The organism is Vibrio sp. Isolate34 (genome assembly GCF_022397915.1).
Classification (GTDB): Bacteria; Pseudomonadota; Gammaproteobacteria; order Enterobacterales; family Vibrionaceae; genus Vibrio.
In genome coordinates, this window is the sequence record NZ_JAKEUO010000001.1 from 264566 (window position 1) to 287927 (window position 23362).

Annotated in this window: 23 protein-coding genes; all 23 read right to left on the reverse strand. The window is 46.7% G+C overall.

Annotated features, from left to right (window positions below; translation table 11 throughout):
* Positions 1–9: 9 nt before the first annotated feature.
* Positions 10–741 carry a protein phosphatase CheZ gene (locus L1D22_RS01175; protein WP_239828442.1) on the reverse strand — a complete coding sequence of 244 codons (732 nt, stop codon included), beginning with the start codon at positions 739–741 and terminating at the stop codon, positions 10–12.
* A gap of 113 nt (positions 742–854) precedes the next feature.
* The gene (cheY, locus tag L1D22_RS01180) at positions 855–1223 is read right to left on the reverse strand and encodes a chemotaxis response regulator CheY (RefSeq protein ID WP_008218307.1); all 369 of its coding nucleotides are present in this window, start codon (positions 1221–1223) and stop codon (positions 855–857) included.
* Between the two features lie 43 nt (positions 1224–1266).
* Positions 1267–2001: an RNA polymerase sigma factor FliA gene (locus L1D22_RS01185; protein WP_017631763.1), complete on the reverse strand. Its 735-nt coding sequence runs from the start codon at positions 1999–2001 to the stop codon at positions 1267–1269.
* Positions 1994–2881, reverse strand: coding sequence for a MinD/ParA family protein (locus tag L1D22_RS01190; protein ID WP_017631764.1), 888 nt, complete (start codon positions 2879–2881; stop codon positions 1994–1996). Before L1D22_RS01190 ends, L1D22_RS01185 begins: the two co-directional genes overlap by 8 nt.
* Before the next feature lie 13 nt (positions 2882–2894).
* On the reverse strand, positions 2895–4406 hold the full coding sequence (gene flhF, locus L1D22_RS01195; protein ID WP_239828443.1) for a flagellar biosynthesis protein FlhF: 1512 nt from the start codon (positions 4404–4406) through the stop codon (positions 2895–2897).
* 27 nt (positions 4407–4433) lie between these two features.
* Positions 4434–6533, reverse strand: a complete 2100-nt coding sequence (gene flhA, locus L1D22_RS01200) for a flagellar biosynthesis protein FlhA (protein WP_239828444.1) — start codon at positions 6531–6533, stop codon at positions 4434–4436.
* 272 nt (positions 6534–6805) lie between these two features.
* Positions 6806–7936, reverse strand: a complete 1131-nt coding sequence (flhB, locus tag L1D22_RS01205) for a flagellar biosynthesis protein FlhB (RefSeq protein WP_017631767.1) — start codon at positions 7934–7936, stop codon at positions 6806–6808.
* A 9-nt stretch (positions 7937–7945) separates the two neighbouring features.
* The gene (gene fliR / locus L1D22_RS01210; protein WP_176681804.1) at positions 7946–8728 is read right to left on the reverse strand and encodes a flagellar biosynthetic protein FliR; all 783 of its coding nucleotides are present in this window, start codon (positions 8726–8728) and stop codon (positions 7946–7948) included.
* 6 nt (positions 8729–8734) lie between these two features.
* Positions 8735–9004: a flagellar biosynthesis protein FliQ gene (fliQ, locus tag L1D22_RS01215; RefSeq protein WP_004739854.1), complete on the reverse strand. Its 270-nt coding sequence runs from the start codon at positions 9002–9004 to the stop codon at positions 8735–8737.
* Between the two features lie 12 nt (positions 9005–9016).
* Entirely contained in the window at positions 9017–9946 is a 930-nt protein-coding gene (fliP, locus tag L1D22_RS01220) for a flagellar type III secretion system pore protein FliP (protein ID WP_239828445.1), read from the reverse strand.
* Positions 9933–10373, reverse strand: a complete 441-nt coding sequence (gene fliO / locus L1D22_RS01225; RefSeq protein WP_176681806.1) for a flagellar biosynthetic protein FliO — start codon at positions 10371–10373, stop codon at positions 9933–9935. Before fliO ends, fliP begins: the two co-directional genes overlap by 14 nt.
* Complete coding sequence (gene fliN, locus L1D22_RS01230) at positions 10373–10783, reverse strand: flagellar motor switch protein FliN (RefSeq protein ID WP_004739851.1); 411 nt, start codon at positions 10781–10783, stop codon at positions 10373–10375. Before fliN ends, fliO begins: the two co-directional genes overlap by 1 nt.
* A gap of 29 nt (positions 10784–10812) precedes the next feature.
* A complete protein-coding gene (gene fliM / locus L1D22_RS01235) occupies positions 10813–11856 on the reverse strand; it encodes a flagellar motor switch protein FliM (RefSeq protein ID WP_017631770.1) in 1044 nt (347 codons plus the stop codon).
* A gap of 7 nt (positions 11857–11863) precedes the next feature.
* Positions 11864–12352: a flagellar basal body-associated protein FliL gene (fliL, locus tag L1D22_RS01240; protein WP_239828446.1), complete on the reverse strand. Its 489-nt coding sequence runs from the start codon at positions 12350–12352 to the stop codon at positions 11864–11866.
* A 53-nt stretch (positions 12353–12405) separates the two neighbouring features.
* Positions 12406–14559 carry a flagellar hook-length control protein FliK gene (locus tag L1D22_RS01245; protein WP_239828447.1) on the reverse strand — a complete coding sequence of 718 codons (2154 nt, stop codon included), beginning with the start codon at positions 14557–14559 and terminating at the stop codon, positions 12406–12408.
* Positions 14560–14743: 184 nt separating this feature from the next.
* A complete protein-coding gene (fliJ, locus tag L1D22_RS01250) occupies positions 14744–15181 on the reverse strand; it encodes a flagellar export protein FliJ (RefSeq protein WP_239828448.1) in 438 nt (145 codons plus the stop codon).
* Between the two features lie 19 nt (positions 15182–15200).
* On the reverse strand, positions 15201–16520 hold the full coding sequence (fliI, locus tag L1D22_RS01255; RefSeq protein ID WP_239828449.1) for a flagellar protein export ATPase FliI: 1320 nt from the start codon (positions 16518–16520) through the stop codon (positions 15201–15203).
* Positions 16520–17320, reverse strand: coding sequence for a flagellar assembly protein FliH (gene fliH, locus L1D22_RS01260; RefSeq protein WP_239828450.1), 801 nt, complete (start codon positions 17318–17320; stop codon positions 16520–16522). Before fliH ends, fliI begins: the two co-directional genes overlap by 1 nt.
* Positions 17321–17445: 125 nt before the next feature.
* Positions 17446–18507, reverse strand: a complete 1062-nt coding sequence (gene fliG / locus L1D22_RS01265) for a flagellar motor switch protein FliG (protein ID WP_017060682.1) — start codon at positions 18505–18507, stop codon at positions 17446–17448.
* Complete coding sequence (gene fliF, locus L1D22_RS01270; RefSeq protein ID WP_239828451.1) at positions 18500–20242, reverse strand: flagellar basal-body MS-ring/collar protein FliF; 1743 nt, start codon at positions 20240–20242, stop codon at positions 18500–18502. Before fliF ends, fliG begins: the two co-directional genes overlap by 8 nt.
* 16 nt (positions 20243–20258) lie before the next feature.
* Positions 20259–20570 (reverse strand): flagellar hook-basal body complex protein FliE, encoded by a 312-nt coding sequence (fliE, locus tag L1D22_RS01275; RefSeq protein WP_017060684.1) that lies wholly within the window; start codon positions 20568–20570, stop codon positions 20259–20261.
* Positions 20571–20702: 132 nt separating this feature from the next.
* On the reverse strand, positions 20703–22112 hold the full coding sequence (locus L1D22_RS01280) for a sigma-54 dependent transcriptional regulator (RefSeq protein WP_176681814.1): 1410 nt from the start codon (positions 22110–22112) through the stop codon (positions 20703–20705).
* Between the two features lie 33 nt (positions 22113–22145).
* Positions 22146–23186: an ATP-binding protein gene (locus L1D22_RS01285; RefSeq protein ID WP_017631777.1), complete on the reverse strand. Its 1041-nt coding sequence runs from the start codon at positions 23184–23186 to the stop codon at positions 22146–22148.
* Positions 23187–23362: the final 176 nt, after the last annotated feature.

Consider the following 23362-nt stretch of genomic DNA (forward strand, 5'->3'; position numbering starts at 1 on the left):
ACGTTACCTTTAAAATCCAAGACTGGATAACAAATCGTCGACTTCATCTTGAGATGCAACAGCGTCTTCGCGCTCTTCTGGGTTCATTATTGGACCTTCAGGCGCAATAGATGCTTTCTTCTCTGACTCTGGAGTTGGCTCTGTTTGATTCGCACCGAATACCGTGAGAATCTCGACCAAACGTCCTTCTACCTCATTCACCAAGGTGATAACTTTGCTAATTATCTGCCCAGTTAAATCTTGGAAATCCTGAGCCATCAAGATTTCAGTCAGTTGTCCACGTAGTTCAGTACTATCGCCTTCTACTTGGACAAGCAATCCATCAATGCGGTGACATAAAGCTTTAAATTTTGCCAGCTCAATGCGGCCATGCATCAGTTCATTCCATTGAGGCCTTACTTGAAGTAAACACTCGTGTAGGTTGTCTGCAATTGGCATACAGCGATCAACTGCGTCCATCGTCTTGTTTGCCGCAACTTCCGTTTTATCAATGACATACTGAAGGCGATCCCTTGCGTCAGGGATTTCGTCATTTGCGATAACGCTGATGCGCTCATCGAAATTAAATTGAGTCAAAGAGTCATGGAGGTCGCGTGTCAGACTTCCTATTTCTTGAAGCATTGGATTGTCTTGAAGACGAAAGTTATCTTCATAAATGCTTCTTACAAGAGAATCAGCATCTTGCTGCTCATCGTTCTCAAGCAGCTCTACTAATTTTTTTGCTTGTTCTAATGAAATCATCCTGAGTTCGGCCTTACTCCGCATATTTTGTGACGCTTCAGCTATAGAGATAAACGGGAAACTGAAAAGTTAATGTCCCTCTAGAAGCGCCTAAAACAGGTTATTATGAGTGCTTATAAGCGCTCAAAAATCTTATCTAGTTTCTCTTTCAGAGTTGCGGCAGTGAAAGGCTTCACAATGTAACCATTAACGCCCGCTTGCGCTGCTTCGATGATCTGCTCACGCTTCGCTTCAGCTGTGATCATAAGCACTGGAAGGTGCTTAAGTTCTGCGTCTGCGCGAATGTGTTTAAGCAGGTCAATACCTTGCATGCCCGGCATGTTCCAGTCAGTTACCACGAAATCAAATTCGCCTTTTTTCAGCATAGGTAACGCGGTCAAGCCATCATCTGCTTCTTGAGTGTTGTTGAAACCTAAGTCGCGAAGTAGGTTTTTAACAATTCGGCGCATCGTTGAAAAATCATCAACAATGAGAATTTTCATGTTTTTGTTCAAATTAGCCTCCACTGAATAAAAATCAGTGTTGTTAGTCGTTCTGTGTCCAAGCACTTAATTTAGTGCGCAGACGCTGCATAGATTGGCTCAATATCTGGCTGACACGAGATTCGCTGACACCTAATACTTCCCCAATCTCTTTTAAATTGAGTTCTTCGTCATAGTAAAGAGATAGGACTAGGCCCTCTCTTTCTGGAAGTTGTTTTATTGAATCGATCAAAGCTTGGCGGAATGACTCATCAGCAACCCCTTGAAAAGGCGCGTTATCTTGAGAGTCTTCGTTCGGAGATATTACATCATCTGAAACGCCTAAATCTTCGATCCCAACCAGTCTTGAGCAATTAATGTCAGTTAAAGCACTGTGGTACTGCTCTAAACTGAGTCCCATGTGCTTTGCCACTTCGGCATCGCTTGGGTCGCGGTTGAGTGTGCCCTCTAATTCCGCGATTGCACTACTGATTTCTCGATTGTTTTTATGAACCGATCTCGGCACCCAATCTCCTCGGCGAATGTCATCTAACATTGCTCCGCGAATTCGAATACCAGCATACGTCTCAAAGCTTGCGCCTTTGGTACCATCATAGTTTTGTTGCGCTTCAATCAAGCCGATCATGCCAGCTTGAATCAAGTCATCAACCAATACATTAGGCGGTAATCGCCCCAACAAGTGATGAGCGATACGTTTAACCAACACAGAGTACTTCTCAAAAAAAGCCTGTTGGCTATTGTGATTAGCGTGTTGGTCGTAAGTAAGCGCTTTATTCACCAAATGGTTCCTCTACAAATTCAGTACGATTCAGCAGCCTTTCAACAAAGAACTCCAAGTGTCCGCTTGGTGTTTTTGGTATTGGCCAGGTCAATGCTTTGTTAGCCAAAGAGCTGATTGCCAATGCAGCTGGAGAGCGAGGGAACGCATCGACTACGATCTTCTGTCTCTTGACTGATTGACGTACTTTATCATCTAAAGGAATACATGCTACGAGTTCGAGGCTCACATTCAAGAAGCGCTCTGTGACCAAAGTCAACTTTGCAAATAATTCTCGGCCTTCGCGGTAGCTTCTGACCATATTTGCAACAACTTTGAATCGCTGAACCTGATGTTCTCTGCTCAAAAGCTTAATCAACGCATATGCATCAGTGATTGAGGTGGGTTCATCACAAACCACAACCACGACATCTTGCGCTGCTCTTGAGAAGCTAATCACCATGTCCGAGATACCCGCAGCGGTATCAACTAACAAGATATCCATCTCGTCTTCAAGCGAACCAAATGCTCGAATCAAGCCCGCGTGTTGTGCGTGTGATAATTCCGTCATGCTCTGTGTGCCTGAAGTCGCTGGAATAATTTTAATTCCGTGCGGACCTTCGACAATCGCATCCTTAAGTTCACATTCACCTGCCAACACATGTCCAAGGTTTCGTTTAGAACGAATTCCCAGCATGATGTCGACGTTCGCAAGGCCTAAATCGGCATCCAGTACCATGACTTTTTTACCTTGGCGAGCCATACAAATAGCCATGCCTAAGGTCACGTTAGATTTACCAACGCCGCCTTTACCACCCGTTACAGCAATAACTTTTGTGAGTGAAGGCTTGGTTAAGCGACGGAGGCCGCTAGCTTGATCATGTATCATATTTTCGTTCATATTTATCCGCCGCCTAGAGCCCTTCAGAATCGCTGTTCCAGTAATGAGGTTCATTCTCTGTAGATTTTTCTAACAACTCATTGGCCTTAGCAATCATGTACTTTGGCTGAGCTATAACGATATCTTCAGGAACTCGTTGACCATTTGCTATGTAAGCAACTGGTAATGCATTTTGTATTACGACACTGATGAATTCACCTAGACTTAGGGATTCATCCAGCTTAGTCATGATGCACCCCGACAACGGGATTCTTCTAAAGTGTTCAATTGTTTCTTGTAGCACTTTGCGCTGCGCGGTTGCAGGCAACACAAGGTAACTATTAATAACGGAACCACTCTCTTGCATCAGTGTGTCTAACTGCTCAGATAGGCGAACATCTCGTTGTCCCATGCCTGCAGTATCGACCAGAATTAGGCGGCGATTACGTAACTGATATATTACATCGGCCAATTCACTAGAATCTTTAGCAACTCTTACAGGACAACCCATAATTCGACCATAAATCGATAACTGCTCATGTGCACCTATGCGATATGTATCAGTTGTCACTAGTGCAACATTGTCGGCGCCATATTCCATGGCAGCACGTGCTGCGAGCTTTGCAACCGTCGTTGTTTTACCTACGCCGGTAGGGCCAAGTAAAGCCACAATACCGCCGCGTTTTAAAATATCTTTTTGTGTCACAGAGATTTGGTCAGCAACCAGAGCCAACAACGCCTTCCAAGCTCGAGCTGGTTTGGTATCTTCCGGAATGTAGCAAGCCATTTGATCCGCAAGCTCAGCCGAAACCCCCATACGTTCAAGGCGTTTGATAAGCATGGCTCTGAGGGGTTCACGACGCTCAACTTCTTGCCACATTAATCCAGACACTTGATGCTCTAAAAGACGACGAATCGAGGTCATCTCTTCGCGCATCGTTTCCATTTCAGTATCTGAACCTTTGGACTGAGTATTCTCACGGCCGCGATCATAGCGAGTAGGATCCAGACGAGGAGTTGGGCGCTCAACTCGACGGTCTTCAGCAATCAGTTTGGACAAACCCGTTTCACGCGCAAATGCAGAATCGAGGTTACCGCTCGATTGCTGATTATTTTGTGACAAGTGACTGTTGCCTGATTGGCGATTCAGTAGGGCTGACAACGAATCTTCGTTTTCAGCACGATGTTGTGGCTCGTCGTCTGCACCATGACTGTACTGCTTAAGCATGTTGGCAAAGCGTTTAGTCATTGAGCGACCACCTTCAGCATTCGACTGAAGGCTAACCTTGTCATCGTCTAGCTGACGACGCCCTGATGGTGCAGCAGGAGCGGCCATCTGCGTGTATTGGCTTGGTGCAGGCTGCTGAGGTTTATTGAGTCTCTGAGGCGCTGTCGATGGGCTGGATTCGCCATCAATAGCGGCAACAATTTCCACGCCACCTGCGACCTTTTTGTTAGACATGATCACCGCTTCCGAACCAAGTTCTTCTTTCACTTGGAGCAGCGCAGTTCGCATATCTTTTGCAAAAAATCGTTTAATTTTCAATTCGATCGTCCGTTCTAATTAGGCGGCTTAATTACCAACAGCTTGTACTATGCGTATCTGCTTTTCGTCCGGTATCTCTTGGTAAGATAATACTCTCAAGCTTGGGATCGTGTTTTTCACGAACTTAGCCAGAGTGGAACGCAATACACCAGAAGTCAGTAACACCGCTGGCTCACCTTTCAGCTCTTGCTCTTGTGTGGCATGACTGAGGGAGGTCTGTAAACGTTCGGCTAAACCAGGTTCAATACCAGCAGATTCTCCGCCGGATGCCTGCATGGTTTGATGCAAGATTTGTTCCAGCTCAGGGATCAAGGTTATAACTGGCAATTCTGGTTCTATACCATTGATTTCCTGAACAATTAGTCGTTTCAATGAGATACGAACAGCCGCCGTTAGTATGTCAGGTTCTTGACTCTTACCTGAATACTCCGACAAAGTTTGGACTATTGTTCGAATATCACGAATTGGAATGGCTTCATTGAGTAGGTTCTGCAGAACTTTCACCACCACACCCAGTGGTAACTGATCCGGTACAAAGCCTTCCACCAATTTAGGTGTTGAACGGCTAAGCATCTCAAGCAGGTTCTGAACTTCTTCGTGACCAATCAACTGCGATGCGTTGTTGGTAAGCAATTGGCTGAGGTGTGTTGCCAGCACGGTCGATGAATCTACAACCGTGTAGCCGAGAGCTTGTGCATGTTCACGCTGCTCTTCACGAATCCATACCGCTTCTAACCCAAATGCTGGGTCGATCGTCGGTTCACCATCAATCATTCCGTACACTTGGCCCGGATTAATCGCGAGCTCCATATCTGGCTTAATCTCAGCCTCACCTACCGCAACCCCCATCAAAGTGATTCGATAGCTATTTGGCGTCAGCTCTAGGTTATCTCGGATATGTACCGCAGGAATCAAGAAACCAAAGTCTTGAGACAGCTTCTTACGCACACCTTTAACGCGCTCAAGCAATTCACCACCTTGGTCTCTGTCTACCAATGGAATCAAGCGGTAACCGACTTCTAGGCCAATGGTATCAACGGGTTGAACATCATCCCAAGAAAGCTCTTTCTGAGAACCTGTTTCTCCGCTGGCTTCAACTGCCGCGGGAAGGTTTGGCTCCAGAGCCTTCTTCTTCTGTTTCTTATCGATGTAGTACGCACTCGCACCCGCAACAATAGCTAAGCTTAAGAATGAGAAGTGCGGCATGCCCGGAACAATACCCATGATGCCAAGGATAGCGGCAGTGATCATCAGGGCTTTTGGGTTGTCGAACATCTGGAAGACAAGCTGTTGCCCCATGTCTTCATCGGTATTTTGACGCGTTACCATCATCGCGGCAGCGATAGAAAGTAATAGCGATGGGATTTGTGCAACCAGACCATCACCGATAGTCAGTAGCGTATAGATTTCGATTGCTTCGCCAAAACCAAGGTCAAACTGAGCCATACCAATGCTCAAGCCACCAATGATGTTGATGAATAAGATTAGGATACCAGCGATCGCATCGCCTTTAACAAACTTAGACGCACCGTCCATCGAACCGTAGAAGTCGGCTTCTTTGGTCACTTCAAAACGTCTCAGACGCGCCTGATCTTGGTCGATCAAACCTGCGTTCAAGTCGGCATCGATTGCCATCTGTTTACCCGGTAAGGCGTCCAAAGTGAAACGCGCACTGACTTCCGAGATACGGCCTGCACCTTTGGTTACAACCATGAAGTTGATGATCATCAGAATCAAGAACACCACTAGACCTACCGCGTAGTTACCACCGATAACCACATTACCAAAGGCTTCAATCACGTTACCAGCCGCGTCGCCACCTTCGTGACCATGCAGTAAAACCACACGTGTCGAAGCAACGTTCAAGGCTAATCGAAGTAATGTCGCAATCAGAAGGACTGTCGGGAACGCGGCGAAATCCAAAGGTCTGCGGGTATAAACTGAAACCAGTAACACAACCATAGACAATGCAATATTGAAGGTGAAGAACATATCCAGCAAGAACGCAGGAATGGGCAACACCACCATAGCAAGCGTTGCAAGTACCATAACAGGCGCACCAATCGCAGGCATGGCACGGTTAGGGATTTTCGGTAACTTGTCCGCAAAAGGCAGGGAGAATTTCATAAATCTAGACTGGTTCGCTATGTTGTAGCTATCTCACCAAGCTTATTGAGGCTCAGATCTAAGCTATGTTGCTATGTTTAATAAAAAACAGGTTTATAATGCACAGGTTGATAATACACAGGAGTAATAATGAACCCGTTATTATGTTCGGAATTGATATAGCAAACACTGTACCAACATCTTACGTCAAATTATCGCCATCACCTCTTAGAAAAGAGCAATAGCTGCCCCCCTATTATCAGGGTTCATCACGCTGAGCTCAAGCAATTGATCTAATGACGTAAATCAGGTGGGATCGGCATATTAGAATCTTGAAGTTTTGGCCTCTCTCCCCCACGCTTTCGATACTGTTTCAGTTGAAAAACATAGGCGAGTACTTGGGCAACCGCTGTAAACAGACCGTCAGGAATTTGTTGTTCGAGCTCAGTGGTGTGATAAAGCGCCCTCGCCAATGGCGGTGCTGGAACGATATAGATGTCATTTTCACGGGCAATTTCACGAATCTTCATTGCCATGTGGTCCACACCTTTGGCGACCACAATTGGCGCCTTATCTTGGTTCTGCTTATAGCGTAAAGCCACCGAGAAGTGCTCCGGGTTAGTGACGATCACGTCCGCTTGAGGTACATCAGCCATCATTCGACGCTGAGCCGCTTCCCTTTGCAACATACGAATTCGACCTTTCACCTCAGGTTTACCTTCAGTGTCTTTAAATTCGTCTTTCACTTCTTGCTTTGTCATCTTCAACTGATCGGCGTGTTGCCAGATCTGGAATGGGATATCGATAGCCACCACAATCAGCAGAGAACAACTGATCAACAGAATGAAGTTAAGCAAGATATCCAAGGCATGGAAAATGTTCTGCGGATACACATCCATACTCAGCTGCATTAAGTCATGTTGAGAAGCTTGAATTAGATAAATCGCCATGCCCGACACAAGGGCTACTTTCAAAATAGATTTGAGCAGTTCAACCCAGCTTTGTAGGCCAAACATACGCTTGATACCACTCAGAGGATTGAGCTTAGACGCCTTGGGCATCGCAGCTTGCATCGAAAAGTTAATCCCGCCTACACCTGCAGCGCCAATAACAGCCGCAACAAACAAGGTGATGAGAATTAAGAACAGCGGAAACAACAAGTTCACCAGTGCGCCACCAGCGATTTCCAGCAGCTTATTGGTGTCAAAGATTTCGTCGCGACTTAAAGAGAACAGACGCTGCATGGCCTCGAACAAAGCCTTCGCCATTGATTCGCCAAACCACATCAATGCAATCGCACCGACAATAAGTACCGACGCTGACGCTAGCTCTTTTGACCTTGCAACCTGCCCTTTCTCTTTGGCCTGTTGCAAGCGTCTGGGCGTGGCGTCTTCTGTGCGTTCTTGACCGTCTGACTCTGCCATTTCAGTCTCCTAGCAATCTAACCGGATTAGACGACATATCTGTTGCTCGCCTTGCATCCAGAACAGCTCATAGTGACTATACAAGCCACCAAGGATGTACCAACAAAGTAACAGACCCACGAGTAGCGCAAATGCAAAACCCAAAGAAAAGATGTTTAGCTGAGGTGCTGCACGCGTCATTACACCAAACGACAAGTTAATCGTCAGCAGCGCAATAATTCCCGACAGTGACATAGCCAATGCCGTTTTGAACATGATGCCGAGCCACAATGCGAGTTCTCTAAAATCAACAGAGGTCAGAGAACCACTGCCAATCGGTAAAGTTTTAAAACTGAATACCACTAGCTGCAACATCTTCAAGTGACCATCGGTCGCCAAGAAGAACATGGTCGCAAGTAGCATAAAGAGCTGTCCAAGTACTGGCGTGTTCTGACCGTTTGCAGGGTCGACCATAGAGGCGAAGCCCAAGCTCGATTGCATACCGAGTATCTGGCCGAGCATAACGAAGGTTTGAATCATGAACTGAGTGACAAAGCCCATCGCCACGCCAATCACGATTTGCTCAAAGACGGTTAGGAAACCTCGGAAAGAGAGCAGCTCAATCTCTTTCGGAACAGCGGGAATCGCAGGCATCACTGCGAAGGTAATCGCCAAACCTAAATACAGACGAATACGCGGCGACACAAAGCGTGCGCCGGTGACCGTCATCACCATCAGCATGGCTGAGATGCGAGTGTAGGGCCAAAAATAATTGGCTAACCACTCTAGTACAAGGCTCGTTGGGTATTCCATATCGATTTAATACAGAACTTGAGGCAAGCGTTCGATGAGTTCAAAAAAGAACTCCATCATCATCTGAGTCATCCAGTGTGCAAACAGCATCAAGGCCAATAAGGTCACGATCAAACGCGGCAGGAAACTCAATGTTTGTTCGTTGATAGAGGTCGCCGCTTGGAAGATAGCCACGACCAAACCGATCAGCAGGCTAGGAATAATAATGGCGCAGACCATGATTAATACCATCCAAAGTGCGTCTCGGAACAACTCTACGAATATTTCAGGATTCATGATTTCCCCCAGCTACAAGGCAAAACTGCCGGCGAGTGTGGAGAGTATCAAGTTCCAACCATCAACAAGAACGAACAGCATCAACTTAAACGGCAAGGATACAATCATCGGTGACAACATCATCATACCCATCGCCATCAATACCGACGCTACCACCAAGTCGATGATCAGAAACGGCAAGAACAGCATAAAGCCTATCTGGAAAGCCGTTTTCAATTCCGATGTGATAAACGCTGGGATCAGAACGGCCATCGAAACATCTTCAGGGTTGGTCACTTCCGCACCAGAGATCTCAACAAAGGTCTCTAGATCTTTAATTCGGGTCTGTTTCAGCATGAAGGACTTAATCGGGCCTTGGGCAACATCAAATGCCTGTCGCGCCGATATCTGTTCATTCAAATAGGGTTGAACCGCTTGCTCGTTAACCTGATTGATCACGGGTGACATGATGAAAAAGGTCAAGAATATCGCGATACCAATAATCACTTGGTTGGAAGGCGTTTGTTGCAAACCCATCGCCTGACGCAAGATAGACATCACCACCACAATACGGGTGAACGAGGTCATCAATATCACCATTGCAGGCAAGAAGCCGAGCATGGTCATTAACGCCAGAATTTGCAGGTTGATCGAGTAGTCTTCGCCGCCATTGGCGTTGGTTGTCATGGTGAAAGCAGGAATGCCGCCCCCATTACCCGTCAAGCTGCCAGTGGTCATGGTGGTCGATTTGGCTTGGTCTTGTTCCATCGTGCTGATGGTGACCGACTCTGAACCCGCGGTGTTGGCAGGGATTACAGTGCCGTCTTCAGCCTGTGCGAATACCGACACACTGAATACCAGGGTACAGAGAAGAGTAAGCTGAACCAGCAGCACTTTCACCGCGCGGAAAAATCCGGCTTGGCAAAAGTAAGATGAGTTCAAAAGTCCGTTATTTGTTTGCATCTTTTTTCATGAGCTGGGAAAGCTGACTTGAGAATGTACTTTTTTCCAGCATCTCCTGAGTAAGAGGTTTATCAAGCTTAGAGATCAGCTGAATAGATTGTGTGGTAATGCCCACTAAGAACTGCTCATCACCCGCTTGCACGATAGCGATGCGCTCTTTTGTGCCCACTGGGATTTGCCTAACAATAGCCAAACCTTGCTGATTGGACATCGCTGGCACTTGCATTCGTTTCAGTAGCCAAGCAATAAATAAGATGAAGGCTATAACGAAAATTAGCGACCCAAAGGTGGTCGCTAAATCAAGAGAAGGCGGCGTTGCAGCAAAAGCGATGGAAGGAGCAGTTAATAGCCCAACTCCCAAGGTTCCTCGTAACAACCCTGTCATTCCGAGAGAAGAGCCCGCTAGTCTTTGAGACAAAAGGCTCATTAACGCAGCTTCTTAATTCGTTCTGTTTGGCTAATTACGTCAGTCAAACGGATACCAAACTTGTCGTTTACTACAACCACTTCACCGTGAGCAATCAAGGTACCGTTTACCATCACATCCAGTGACTCACCGGCAATTCGATCAAGCTCAACAACCGAACCTTGGTTCAATTGAAGTAGGTTACGAATACTGATCTGAGAGCGACCCACTTCCATCGAAATGGTCACTGGGATATCCATAATGGTATCCAGCTTACGACGCTCATCTTCAGAAATCGGAGACGATGAATCGGTTAGCTCATCAAGTGGTGCCGCGAGCACATCATCAACATCAATTGACGGCGCTGAAGGGTCTTCACCAAGTGCTGCAGCCCATTCGTCTGCTAGCTTTTGATCTTCACTAGGTTCCATTACCAATTCCTATACTTTTATCTATTTTGCTATTCGTCATCATCGCTATTTTCTAGCTCAGACATTAAGTCTTTGCCTAGAAAGGCGAGATCAGTTTTGACCACATGTGGTCTTTGAATTTTTTCAGAAATCTGCACCGCGAGCTTTTCACCCGAACGACCCATTTTCACACGGTACGTCGGCAGTTCTTCAACAAACATGGTCGCGTGTTCAGGCATATTCATTGGAATCACATCACCTGGGCGCAACTCCATTAAGTCGCGCAAGGAGATGTCTTGCTCTAGAAGGTTGACACGGAAGTTAACAGGCACGTCCATGATTTCATCACGCAGTGCTGTGCTCCAACGAACGTCGGTTTCCATTTTATCTGATTGAACACCCGCATCCAGTAATTCACGGATCGGTTCTACCATTGAATAAGGCATTACAACGTGGAAGTCACCACCACCACCATCTACCTCGATGTGGAACGAACTCACGACGATCACTTCTGTTGGGCTCACAATATTCGCCATACTTGGGTTCACTTCAGAATCCAGGTATTCAAATTCAACCCCCATCACTGGAGACCAAGCTTCTTTGTAATCTTCAAAAACAATTTTCAGCAGCAGCTGGATAATACGTCTTTCAGTCGGCGTAAATTCACGACCTTCAATCTTGGCGTGGAAGCGACCATCACCACCAAAAAAGTTCTCTACGAGAATGAAAACAAGACGTGCTTCCATGGTGATCAGCGCCGTACCTTTTAACGGACGGAAACGCACCATGTTTAAACTGGTGGGTACATACAATGTGTTTTGGTATTCGCCAAACTTCATCATCTGTACGCCGTTGATCGACACTTCAGCCGTTTTACGTAACATATTAAACAAGCTGATACGCATATGACGTGCGAAGCGCTCGTTAATAAGTTCAAGGGTCGGCATTCGACCACGGACGATTCGATCTTGAGATGAGAAGTCGAAATTGACCGCGTTGTCATTTTCGGTTTCTAAGACGTCTTCAACTTCTTCAACATCGTCAACACCGTGTAATAGCGCATCAATTTCGTCTTGGCTTAATAAATCGGTCACAAATTACCTATTGAATTACGAAGTCAGTGAATAGCACTTTTTCAATCACAGGCTGGCCAACAGCTTGAGACAGACTGGCTTTAATATCTTCAGTCGCCTTGTCACGCAGTTCAACTCGCCCTGTTGGGGAACGCAGTTGGTCAACCGATGCCGAAGCGAACGTTGCTAGCAGTGTACTTTCGACAAGTGGAGAGTGGTAACGCGCGAGATCTTCATTCTTACTTCCGCGCACCATCAACTGTGCTTTTATCTGGACTAGGCGATCTTTTTTATCACCAGTCACATTGAACAAGAAAGGCTGAGGAATATTAACATACATAACAGGCTCAGCAGCGACCACAGCAGTAGCAGGTTGAGACTGAGATTCAGAAGCACCATCATCTGAGCCTAGGAAAAAGAACAGTGCACCACCAACGCCAAGCAGTAAAACGACTACGGCAATTATGATGATTAGGAGCTTACTTTTCTTTTTAGCTGGATCTAGTTCTGCGTTCATACTGTTCTTTAACTTCCTGTAACTTCCACTAACGAGCTGCTATAGGCCTGATATTAGGCATAATAACTAATTCCATCACGCTTTGATGCGACATTCAATTCAAGATTGCTGCCGCTATCAAGGTTTTCATCACCTTGAGCATCATTTGGGCGGCTAGAGCCGGATTGTTGCTCACCATTGTTGTATCTATCTTGCCCTTGACCTGAATTCTGTTGCTGAACAGACGAATCAGCGAGCTGCATACCTTGTTGAGCAAGCATTTCTCTTAAACGAGGTAAGGTTTGCTCTATCACATCCCTCGCCTGTTGGCTGTTCACTGTGAAATGAACGCTTGCCACATCATTATTCATGGTCATTCGAATCTTCATTTGCCCCAACTCTGGTGGGTCGAGGCGGATATCTAAGTTCTTAAGGTTCTTAGACATCATCATTTGCACTTTTTCCGCCACCTGCTCATTCGCGAGTTCTTTAGTCAGCTGTAAAGGTGCTTGTTGAGCAGCTTGAATCTCAGCTCGGGTTGGCGCAGAACCCGCCGTTGCAGCGCCTTGAACACCCGCTGCAGAAGCAATCTGTTGAGCAAATGTCGAATCTTTAGAGTCTTCTTTAGCACCCGCTTTTCCAAGACCAGACAGTGCCGCTGCTCCCGCTCCCGCTTTAAGTAACATGTCCGTTGAGCCGGCTTTGGTCGCGGCAGGTGCTGCATTCATCACCACCCCTTGCGCAGTTAAAGCAGGGTCTAACGCAGCTTGTTGTTGAGGTGAAGCAAGGTTAGCTTGTTGAGCCGCAGCCTGTTGGGCCGCGTGCGCATTATTGGCGTGCAACATTGTCGCCTTGTCTGAAACAGCATTGGCGGCAGTTTGAGACGAGGCCTGTGATGTCGCTTGCTGAGCAGCGGTCGCGACAGCTGCTGTCGATGCTACTGCCGCTAAGGCCTTAGCTTCATCCGAATCTGCGTTATCCCAATCAATCGCGGTTGGGTTACCTGAGGTGCCAGTTGCGTTCGGGGCTTGGCTTAGTACAGCAGTAGCTTGCTGTTGAACGTTGGCGAGCTGTTGATTCAGCACTTCTATGTTAGAGGTGGCTTTAGCTAAGGCAGCTTGCTCGTCAACCGACAACTTAGCGCCGCTTTGTTGCTTTTGTAGCAAACCGTCCACAACAGACTGCTCTGACTCAATTTGAGCATTCAATTGGTTCAGCGCTTTAGTATGAGCATCAACCTGTTTCGCTAGCTCGAGTTCAGCTGGTGAGAGTACTTGGCTTTGATCGGTAGTAACCGTGCTGGCCGCATTTTTCTGGTTCAGCTCTCGGCTCATGCTTGCTTCGATCTGCTCAGGGGTCACACCCTTGTCCATTAGCTGTCGGATTTCATCATCAGTCAGCTGAGAAACACCCTTACCGCCAGTAAGCACCGCAATTTCAGAGTCCACTTCAAGAGCGCTGTCTGTGTTTGCCGTATTATTTTGTTGTGTCGCCTGACCCGCAACGGAGGCACCTGCAATAGGAGCTGCCGCGATATTGCCTTGAGCTTGGTCTATCTGAGCTTGCTGAGGCAAGCCTTTGCCGTTCGGTGTCTTATTAAGCGTTTTGTTTGCCTCATCCAACTGACCAAGCAATTTATTGCCTTCGCTCATTGCTGCGTTGGCTTGAGAAGCATCTTTGGCTTGTAACTCTGCAGTTTGATCTTTTGAATATTGAGCAGCAGAAGCCGATTGAAGCTGTTCACCTTGAGATTGAGTTTTCTCAGCAGAGGTGTCATCACCCGCCATGTTCGATGAGGTTTTGTCTTTCGACTGTGACTCAGATTCAGGCGTTTGTTCAACACCTGACTTATTGGTCGTTGCATCTTCAACAGACGCCTTTTCAGCGCTTACTGTTGTACCAGCTTGTTTGGCTTGAGCCTCGCTAGTCGCATCTGTGCTCTTTGATTCAGCTGAATCACCTTGCGTTTTCCCCGCCGACTCACGGTTAGCCTTTTCAGAAGACACGCCACCTTCAGCCGAGGTTTGTTTGCCTTCAGATTTTGAAGCACTTTCTGCGTCTTTTACTGCAGCCTTGCTGTCACTTTCTTCAAAGCCGAGCGCTTCTTTAAACGACTCAAAAAAACCTTTTGAATCGCCGGTTTCTTCTACCTTTGAAGCGGCAGAACCGGTGTCCAACAACGATGACGTTTTGTTGGTCGCTGAATTTGAGGAAGGACTAACATTCATATATACAAGCTCTATCTACTAGCTTTGCTGCCACAAACTCGGCAACAAAAAGAAAGTCGGGCGCTTTTCATACCTTTGGCAGGCAAAAAAGGCGCAATTTTATATAAAACGGAGCAAGAAACATGCCTATAAGTTTCGATACTACAATCTAGCGAATATCACCGATGTCATTCGTGGCTTAGGATCACATCTTCTTTCGGCTATACAACAGCGTTGAGAACTCATCCATCTGTTTTTGTTCTCTTTGATCTTGCAGTCTGGCTTTCTCTTTCTGCTTTTTCTCCATCAACCACTCGTAAGATTTGCGTTTTTTACGCAGTTCCATCCAGTAGTTCTGGCAGTTATCGACCTGATTTTTAAAGTGATGCTCTGCTTCCCTCTGTTTAGAAAGCGTTTCATCCAATTGGGTTAAGAAGCGATTCAAGTGACCATATTGACTGGCGGTTAGCCCAGCCTTGCCACGATCGACCAATTGCTGACAGTAATCCAGTCGATACTTTTCAATCTGCGCGACCTGCTCGTAATAACCTTGTAGCTCTGCATTGGCTTTATTCAGCGCTAATACGGCTTGGTTTTCTTGGTCTTTGGCTTGATCGAGAAGAAACTCTAATGCGTTATCCATGACTAACCTTTCTCATTCGTTAGCCACCTAACACATGCTTCAACATGTTGACACACATGTCGTAAGGAACCGTTTCTTTCATCTTCTGCTGTAAGTACTCGTCCAGTTTCGGCTTCAAGGTGAAGGCGCTATCAATCGCAGGGTCAGTACCCGGTTTGTAAGCACCAATCGATACCAAGTCTTGGTTTTTGCGACAAATAGACAGCACTTGTCTGACCGCTTTCGACATCAAGACATGTTCTTCGGTGGTGATTTGAGGCATCACACGGCTGACGGATTTCTCAACATCAATCGCAGGGTAATGACCCGCATCTGCCATCTCACGCGACAACACAACGTGACCATCAAGAATCGCTCGCGATGCATCGGCAATTGGATCTTGTAAGTCATCTCCTTCGGTTAACACGGTAAAGAAAGCGGTGATCGAGCCTTGTTCATCGTTGCCGTTACCCGCACGTTCTACCAGCGCAGGAAGCTTAGCAAATACTGAAGGCGGATAACCTTTAGTTGCTGGCGGCTCGCCAACAGATAGTGCGATTTCACGCTGAGCTTGTGCAAAACGGGTCAGTGAGTCCATAAAGAGCAGAACATCTAAACCTTGGTCACGGAAGTATTCCGCCACCGTTAGCGCCGTTTGACAGCCCTTCAATCGCATCAATGGTGATGAATCGGCAGGCGCAGCAACCACTACCGACCGTTTACGACCGTCTTCACCGAGAATCTCTTCGATAAATTCTTTTACTTCACGTCCACGTTCACCGATTAGACCAACTACAACCACTTGCGCAGTTGTACCTCGGGTCATCATGCCTAATGTTACGGATTTACCGACACCAGAACCCGCAAACAGACCAATACGTTGCCCTTTACCTACCGTCAGCAAACCGTTAATCGCCTTTAAGCCAACATCAAGCGGCTCAGAGATTGGTTTACGTGCTAGAGGGTTAATAGGCTCTGCATTAAACGAAGCGCGTTGCTCGGTATAGATTGGGCCAAGTCCATCTAGAGGATTACCGACACCGTCAATGACACGACCAAGCAATTCCATCCCGACAGGAATGCCACTTTCAGAGGTCATTGGTGTGACGCGAGCACCGGGTAAGATCCCTGTGATTTGTTCACTCGGCATCAAAAATAGGTTATCGCCAGAGAAGCCAACCACTTCAGCTTCCATCTGACCAGACATAGTTTCAACCAAGCACAAGCTACCAATAGGCGCTTTACAGCCGGTTGCTTCAAGGGTTAAGCCAACAACGCGTACTAGCTTACCGGAAGCAACGGGGCGTGACTTTAGCCCTTCGATTTTGTATTGACTGAGACGATTTGCTAACTCAAGCATTACACATGGCCTTGATGACGATTGGCGCCGCAGAAGCTTTGAATCACATTCTTCACGCGCTCTTCCATTCGATAGTTGACGCTCGATTCACCCGCTTCGATTTGTACATCGCCACGGTTGAGTGCAGGCTCGGCAACTAACGTCCAATTGCGGCAATCCAATTCGGTTTCACCATACGCAGACCGAATAATCGCAACGTCTTCAGGGTTAAGCTTCAAGGTGATAGCGTGACCAGAGATTGGCAGTGACTCGACCGATTCTTTCACGGTATCTAAGATAATTTGTGGGTTGGTTTGAACTTCAACATGAACCACTTCTTTAACCATGGTTAACACCATGTCGACAAGTTGCTTCTCAACCTGAGCATTCATTAGCTCCAAAGGTTGAGCAAACTGGTTCGCAAGTCCCATAAAGATGGCGACTTGCTGTTGGATATACTCTTGACCAGCAGTCACGCCTTCAAGCTTACCAGCTTCATTACCTTCGGCATGGCCAGCGGCAAAACCTTCTTCTTTGCCCTTTTCGTAGCCCTGCTTGAAGCCCGCTTCTTGGCCTTGATGCAGGCCTTCTTGATAAGCGCCCTGCTTAATCAGTTCGATTTGCTCTTCGGTCAGAACAAGCTCTTCATCTTCAATGGCTTCTTCTACCGTAGGCATCCAACCCGGATCGTAGTTAAACGCCGTTTCTTTGGCTTGTTTACTCACATCAGAGGTGTAGTCAGGCAGCCCCCATTTCTGAGGTTGGGCAACCGTATTATCTTCTTCAGGGCGAAGGAAGCCGCGTTTTCTATCACCTGACATATCAGTACCTATCTATGAGTGAGTCAAACTGCATCGTAAATTCAAGCAGTTAAACTTAATTAATCTGTGGTTCGAGATTGGATAAAGAAAAGCCCCAACGGTGTGGGGCTTTTGAGGTTTCTGTATTAAAGGAACTCGTCGGCGCCACCAGACAGCATAATCTCGCCACTGTCGGCCATCTTCCTCGCGATACCCAAAATCTCTTTCTGCGCCGCTTCTACATCAGAGACTTTCACTGGCGGCATCGCCTCAATATCGTCTCTCATCATATCGGCAGCACGTTTAGACATGTTCTTGAAGATCTTCTCACGCAGACCTTCATCAGCACCTTTAAGCGCTTTCTGTAGAATGTCTTGTGGAACATCACGCAGCAGTCGTTGAACACCTTGGTCATCAACTTCAATAAGGTTTTCAAAGACAAACATAAGATCTTGAATCTGAGTTGCCATGTCTTCGTCTTGATCGCGGATTTGATCCATCAAGACACCTTCGACGTTGTTGTCCATGTAGTTCATGATCTCAGCCGCCGCTTTCAGGCCACCAATTTTGGCTGCTTGCGCACCAGCTTGACCCGCAAACTGTTTCTCCATGATTTCGTTCAGTTCAGCAAGTGCTGACGGTTGAACTTCTTCAAGGTTAGCAATACGCATCATCAGATCCAGACGAACACGCTCTGGGAACTGAGACAATATCTCTGCCGACTGATCAGCATCGAGATAAGACAATACAATCGTTTGAATCTGCGGGTGCTCGTTGATAATGATGCTCGCCACCTGACGAGGATCCATCCACTTAAGAGAATCCAAGCCTTTAGAGCCAGTTCCCAGAAGAATTTGGTCAACAAGGTTATTCGCCTTGTCTTCACCCAGAGCAGCCACCAGCGCATTACGCATGAAGTCTTCGCTGCCCATACCAATGTTGGTGTACTTCTGAATATCATCCAAGAAAGCACGGTGCACTGCGCCTACCTTCTCTTGTGATAAATCCGTTGCACGAGCCATCGCACTACCCACACGCTGAACCTGTTTAGGTTCTAGGTGACGAATAATACCAGCAGCATCTTCTTCATTTAAACTAAGCAACAAGATCGCAGCGCGCTCATCGCCTGAGATAGAGCCGATATCCACGCTAGAGACATCAAGCACTTCACCGCCTTCAGTTTGTTGTGGAACTATTTCGTTAGCCATCTACCATCCAATTTTTAACTACTTGAGCTGCTAGCTCTGGTTCATTCGCTACTAGTGCACGTACTGCTTTGAGCACGTCCTCGTCTTTATGAAGATTTGGCAAGTCGATACTTGAACCAAATTCGAACAACTCGCCACCTTCAATATCACCACCAATTAGGCTGGTCTCGCCGTCGGCACCAATTGGCATACCGTCAGGGCCATACATTTGTTCATCGTTGTCAGCTGCTGGGTTAAGCAGTTTCTTCATTGCAGGGCGAACAAGGACTAATACCACCACAATAATAACGAGCGCACTCGCAAACCAACGCACCCAATCATTGAAGTTTGGATGTTCCCAAATTGGCACATCAGCGACAACATCAGTGACTTGAGGTGCAAACTGCATGCTTAATACGTTGAGCAAATCACCACGAGTTTCATCAAAACCGACCGTACCAATCAGAACTTGGCGAATCGCATTGATCTCGCTCGCTGGAATTGGCGTATGAACCACTTCACCTGTATCTGGGTTCAATGATTGACGGTCTTTAATCGCAACAGAAACCGTCTGACGGTTCACCGTACCTGTCTGTTTACGCTCGTGACTGATGGTTGTATCAAGCTCGAAATTTCGGGTCGCTTCTTTGTGAACTGAACCTTGGCCCGTCAAAGAACCATCTTTCATCTGGGCAACGTCTTGCGGGATTGAGGCATCAGCAGGAGGCTGATTACTCAACGCGCCAGGAATGCCCGCCACAGTATTACCGTTATTATAATCTTCTAACGTGTATTCGCTTCGTGTTGCCGGAGTGTTCGGGTCAAAACGCTTTCTCGTTTGCTCCACAGCACTGAAATCGAGCTGAATATCAACCTGAGCGGTATAGTTACCAAACCCAAGAATCGGAATCAGGATAGAGTCAATTTTCTCACGCAGCGCTTGCTCTTGGTTGCGCTCTAACTCATGTTCTTTACGACGCGCCGCTGACATTGGATCCTGAGAACCTGAACTTAGCAGTCGACCGTGTTGATCGGTTACGGTAATGCGTGAAGTTTTCATTCCCGGAACGGCACTCGCCACCATATCCACAACAGAATCGACCTCTTGCTGCTTGAGGTTAGTTCCTGTTTTTAACGTTAGGAATACAGAAGCAGAGGCTTCTTGGTTATGGCGCACGAACACGCTTTGCTTCGGCAAGGCTAATAAAACCTGCGCTTTACGCACTTGCTTCATCTGCTCAATGGCTTTCGCAAGCTGCCTTTCTCGGCTTAACTTAAGGCGCTCTTGTTCTAAACGTTGTGATACACCGAAACCCATGTCTTGCATGAGGATGTCATCACCCGCGTTTCGCTCTTGGTTCAAACCCGCTCGTACCATATTCAGCTTCAACGAGTTGTACTCGCTAGCAGGAACAGAGATGGTATTGCCTTCAAGAGAGTACTCAATCTTTTGTAGATCTAAGTAATCAAGAACCGGGATTAACTCTTCTGTTTCGTAGGCCCCTAATGGACGCATTTCTGGCTCTTTAACCCAGAAAAACAGCATCACAATCAGCGCTACACAGATAGAGATAGAAAGGACTAAGACGACCTGACGAAGTAAATCAAGGTCACCTACGGCCATATCGAACTTCGATGAACTGCGCTCACCTAGATCGGGATTTTGCCCTTCGCCGTCTAGCTCAGAGCCTGCAATAAGTGCGTGGTCGTTGCTATCGTTTACGGTTAAATCTGTTGTTTGACTATTATCTGCCACTACTTAACTACCTAACTTATACCGGCATGTTCATCAGCTCTTTGTACGATTCGACCAATTTATTTCTAATTTGGATCGTCGCCTCAAAAGCCACACTAGATTTATTACGAGCAATCATCACGTCTGATAGAGACACGCTTTGGTCACCACTATCAAAACGAGCTTGAAGATCACCTGAGGTCTTCTGTAATGAGTTCACATTATTGATGGCATTAGTCAGCATGTTGCCAAAATCTGCACCGACCGCTTGCCCCGTTGCTGCGGGACGCGCGCTGGCAGCTTCGACCATCATTGCCTGCATTTCGCCTTGTAAACCATCTATTCTCATCTACTACCTCAGGAGTCAAAATTATGACCATCTATTTAGCTGTATTATTGACATAGCAATTAGCGTGCCACACATTAAATTGACTAGATATCGTATTACACTAGTCAGAAAGCTGACACTACTAATCTATCCTCAGTTTGGGATATCTATTCCAGCATCGCGCATTTTCGCCAACTTATAACGCAATGTACGAGGGCTAATACCGAGCTTTTCCGCCATATCTTTGCGTCGGCCATTGCACGCGATCAAGGTTTCAAGAATGATCGCATACTCTTGATCTCTAAGCTCATTACCGAGTCCTTCGCTACTAGCAGCCACTTTACTGATTGGATTGGCTTCAGCAATCGGCTTAATGTCTGGCGCCGCAACGTCATTACCTTCAACGATTTGTTGTAGGCTGCTTGCATCTTGCCAATCGACACCTTCAAGCAGAATGTGCTCACCAGAGATATTCTCTTGCTCGCTTAAGATTAACGCACGCTGTACCACGTTATCTAATTCACGAACATTGCCCGGCCACGGATAATTGACGAGTTTGCTGATCGCTTGCGCCGACATCACTGGCACTGGCATGCCAAGTTTGGTGCAGTGGCGCTCAACTAAGTGCTTGGCTAAAGGCTCAATATCGCCTTTGCGCTCACACAGTGGTGGCCAAGAAATTGGGAACACATTCAGTCGGTAGTATAAATCTTCACGGAAATTCCCTTCAGAAACATACTGTTTAAGATCTCGGTTACTGGTCGCTAACACACGAACATCTAACTTGATGCTCTTACGGCTACCTAAGCGCTCAACCTCGCGCTCTTGCAAGACACGCAGTAGTTTGGCTTGAAGGCTAAGATCCATTTCACTGATCTCATCCAACAAAATCGTGCCGCCTTGCGCTTGTTCGAACTTACCCGGACACGCTTGAATAGCGCCAGTAAATGCGCCTTTTTCATATCCAAATAGAGTCGCTTCCAACATATTGTCAGGAATTGCCGCACAGTTTATTGCGACAAACGGACCATCTTTGCGACTAGAGGCATTGTGAATATAACGAGACATCACTTCTTTACCTGAACCACTAGGTCCAAGCACCATGACATTAGCGTCTGTTTTCGCAACTTTATCGGCTAGCATCATTAGCTTAATGCTTTTCTCATCGGCAACGATGGCATCACCATTGTCGTCCGATTTTACGGGAGCGTAGCGGCTCACCATATTTAACAATACTTCCGGCGCAAATGGCTTCGCCATGTAATCGATCGCGCCCTCTTTCATTGCTGCAACGGCGTCTTCGATGTTAGCGTAAGCTGTCATCAACAACACTGGTAAGTTTGGCCAATGCTGCTTGATGTTTCTCAGTAGCGCCAAGCCGCCCATACCTGCCATTTGAACGTCAGACACAACAATATCAACGGAGTTGGATTTTAATTTGACCAGAGCATCTTCCGCACTATCCGCTTCCAGCCATTCATAGCCAGCCAGCGCGAGAGTGTCGACAAGGGCTTCGCGTAGACCTTCATCATCTTCGACGATTAACACTTTGCTTTGAGCCATAGGATTCTCCAGTGTAAATTCAGTTAAAACTTATTAGTCTTCAGTAGAAGCGCTTCTTTCTAGCGGCAAGCACATAGTAAAACATGCGCCATCACCTTCTTCTGAGATCAATTCCAGTCGGCCTTCATGCGCTCGACATACCATTTGTACAACCGCTAAACCTAAACCTGTCCCTTGAGAACGAGTGGTAAAGAATGGTTCCATAATTTTACCTTGAAGCTCTTTCGGTACACCGGGGCCACTGTCTTGTACTGATATCTTAAGCTCGCCGTTTACTGGTCTAAAAAACACATCAATCTGCGATTCCTTGCCAGCAATTTGGACCGCATTCAAAACCAGATTACTTAATGCTGATGCGATGGCGTTGGCGTTACCAAACATTTGAGTCTCTTCGCCTTCAACTTCTTGGCAGTAATCAATCTGGTTGGATTTCAGTGCCGCTTCCACCATAGGATGAAATTCGGTAATCAATTCAGCGACAGTAAATGGCTTAACCACCTTGTTGTCGCCACCTTTGGCAAACAACAGCATGTCATTCACTTGCTTCTCTAAGTCATGCAATCTATCCATAAGCTTAGATTGAAAACGTGTCTTTGTTGCCGGTGGCAGATTTGGCGCGGCAAGGTTGGATGCATACAACATCGCACTAGAAAGCGGCGTACGAACCTGATGGGCAAGCGAGGCCACCATTCTGCCTAATGACGACAAGCGTTGAAGATCACTAACGCGAGACTGTAAAAGACGAGTTTCTGTCAGGTCGGTAATCAAGATAAGTTGACCCGTGGTAGAAGCTGAAATCGCCAAACGTACTTTTCGTCCGTTTTTCAATGAGATCTCATGACCATCATCGTCTTTAGGGTCGAACGCACTTTGAATGACCGAAAACCACTTCTCGCCTACGAGCTCTACCCCAAGAATGCGGTGCGCTTCTGGGTTGGCTTCTCTCACTTCGCCATGTGTATCTAACAAGATGACCCCTGCTGGCATCACATCGAGCACTTGCTTATAGCGCTCTACCTGCTGCTCAACAGAATCTAGATGTGATTGATTTTCTGGTTCGTTAGATACGTGCATGTCAAAAATTTGCCTCAAATACTAAAACAGCCTGACACGTAAAACACGAATCAGGCTATTTGCTATATTTATCACATAGTTAAGCAAGCAACAACTCGACTATGGTTTATCAGTTCACTTAGCTAGCGTTACGAAACAGCTAAAATGTGCGTGCGAGTTTTCGTTTTCATCTAAAA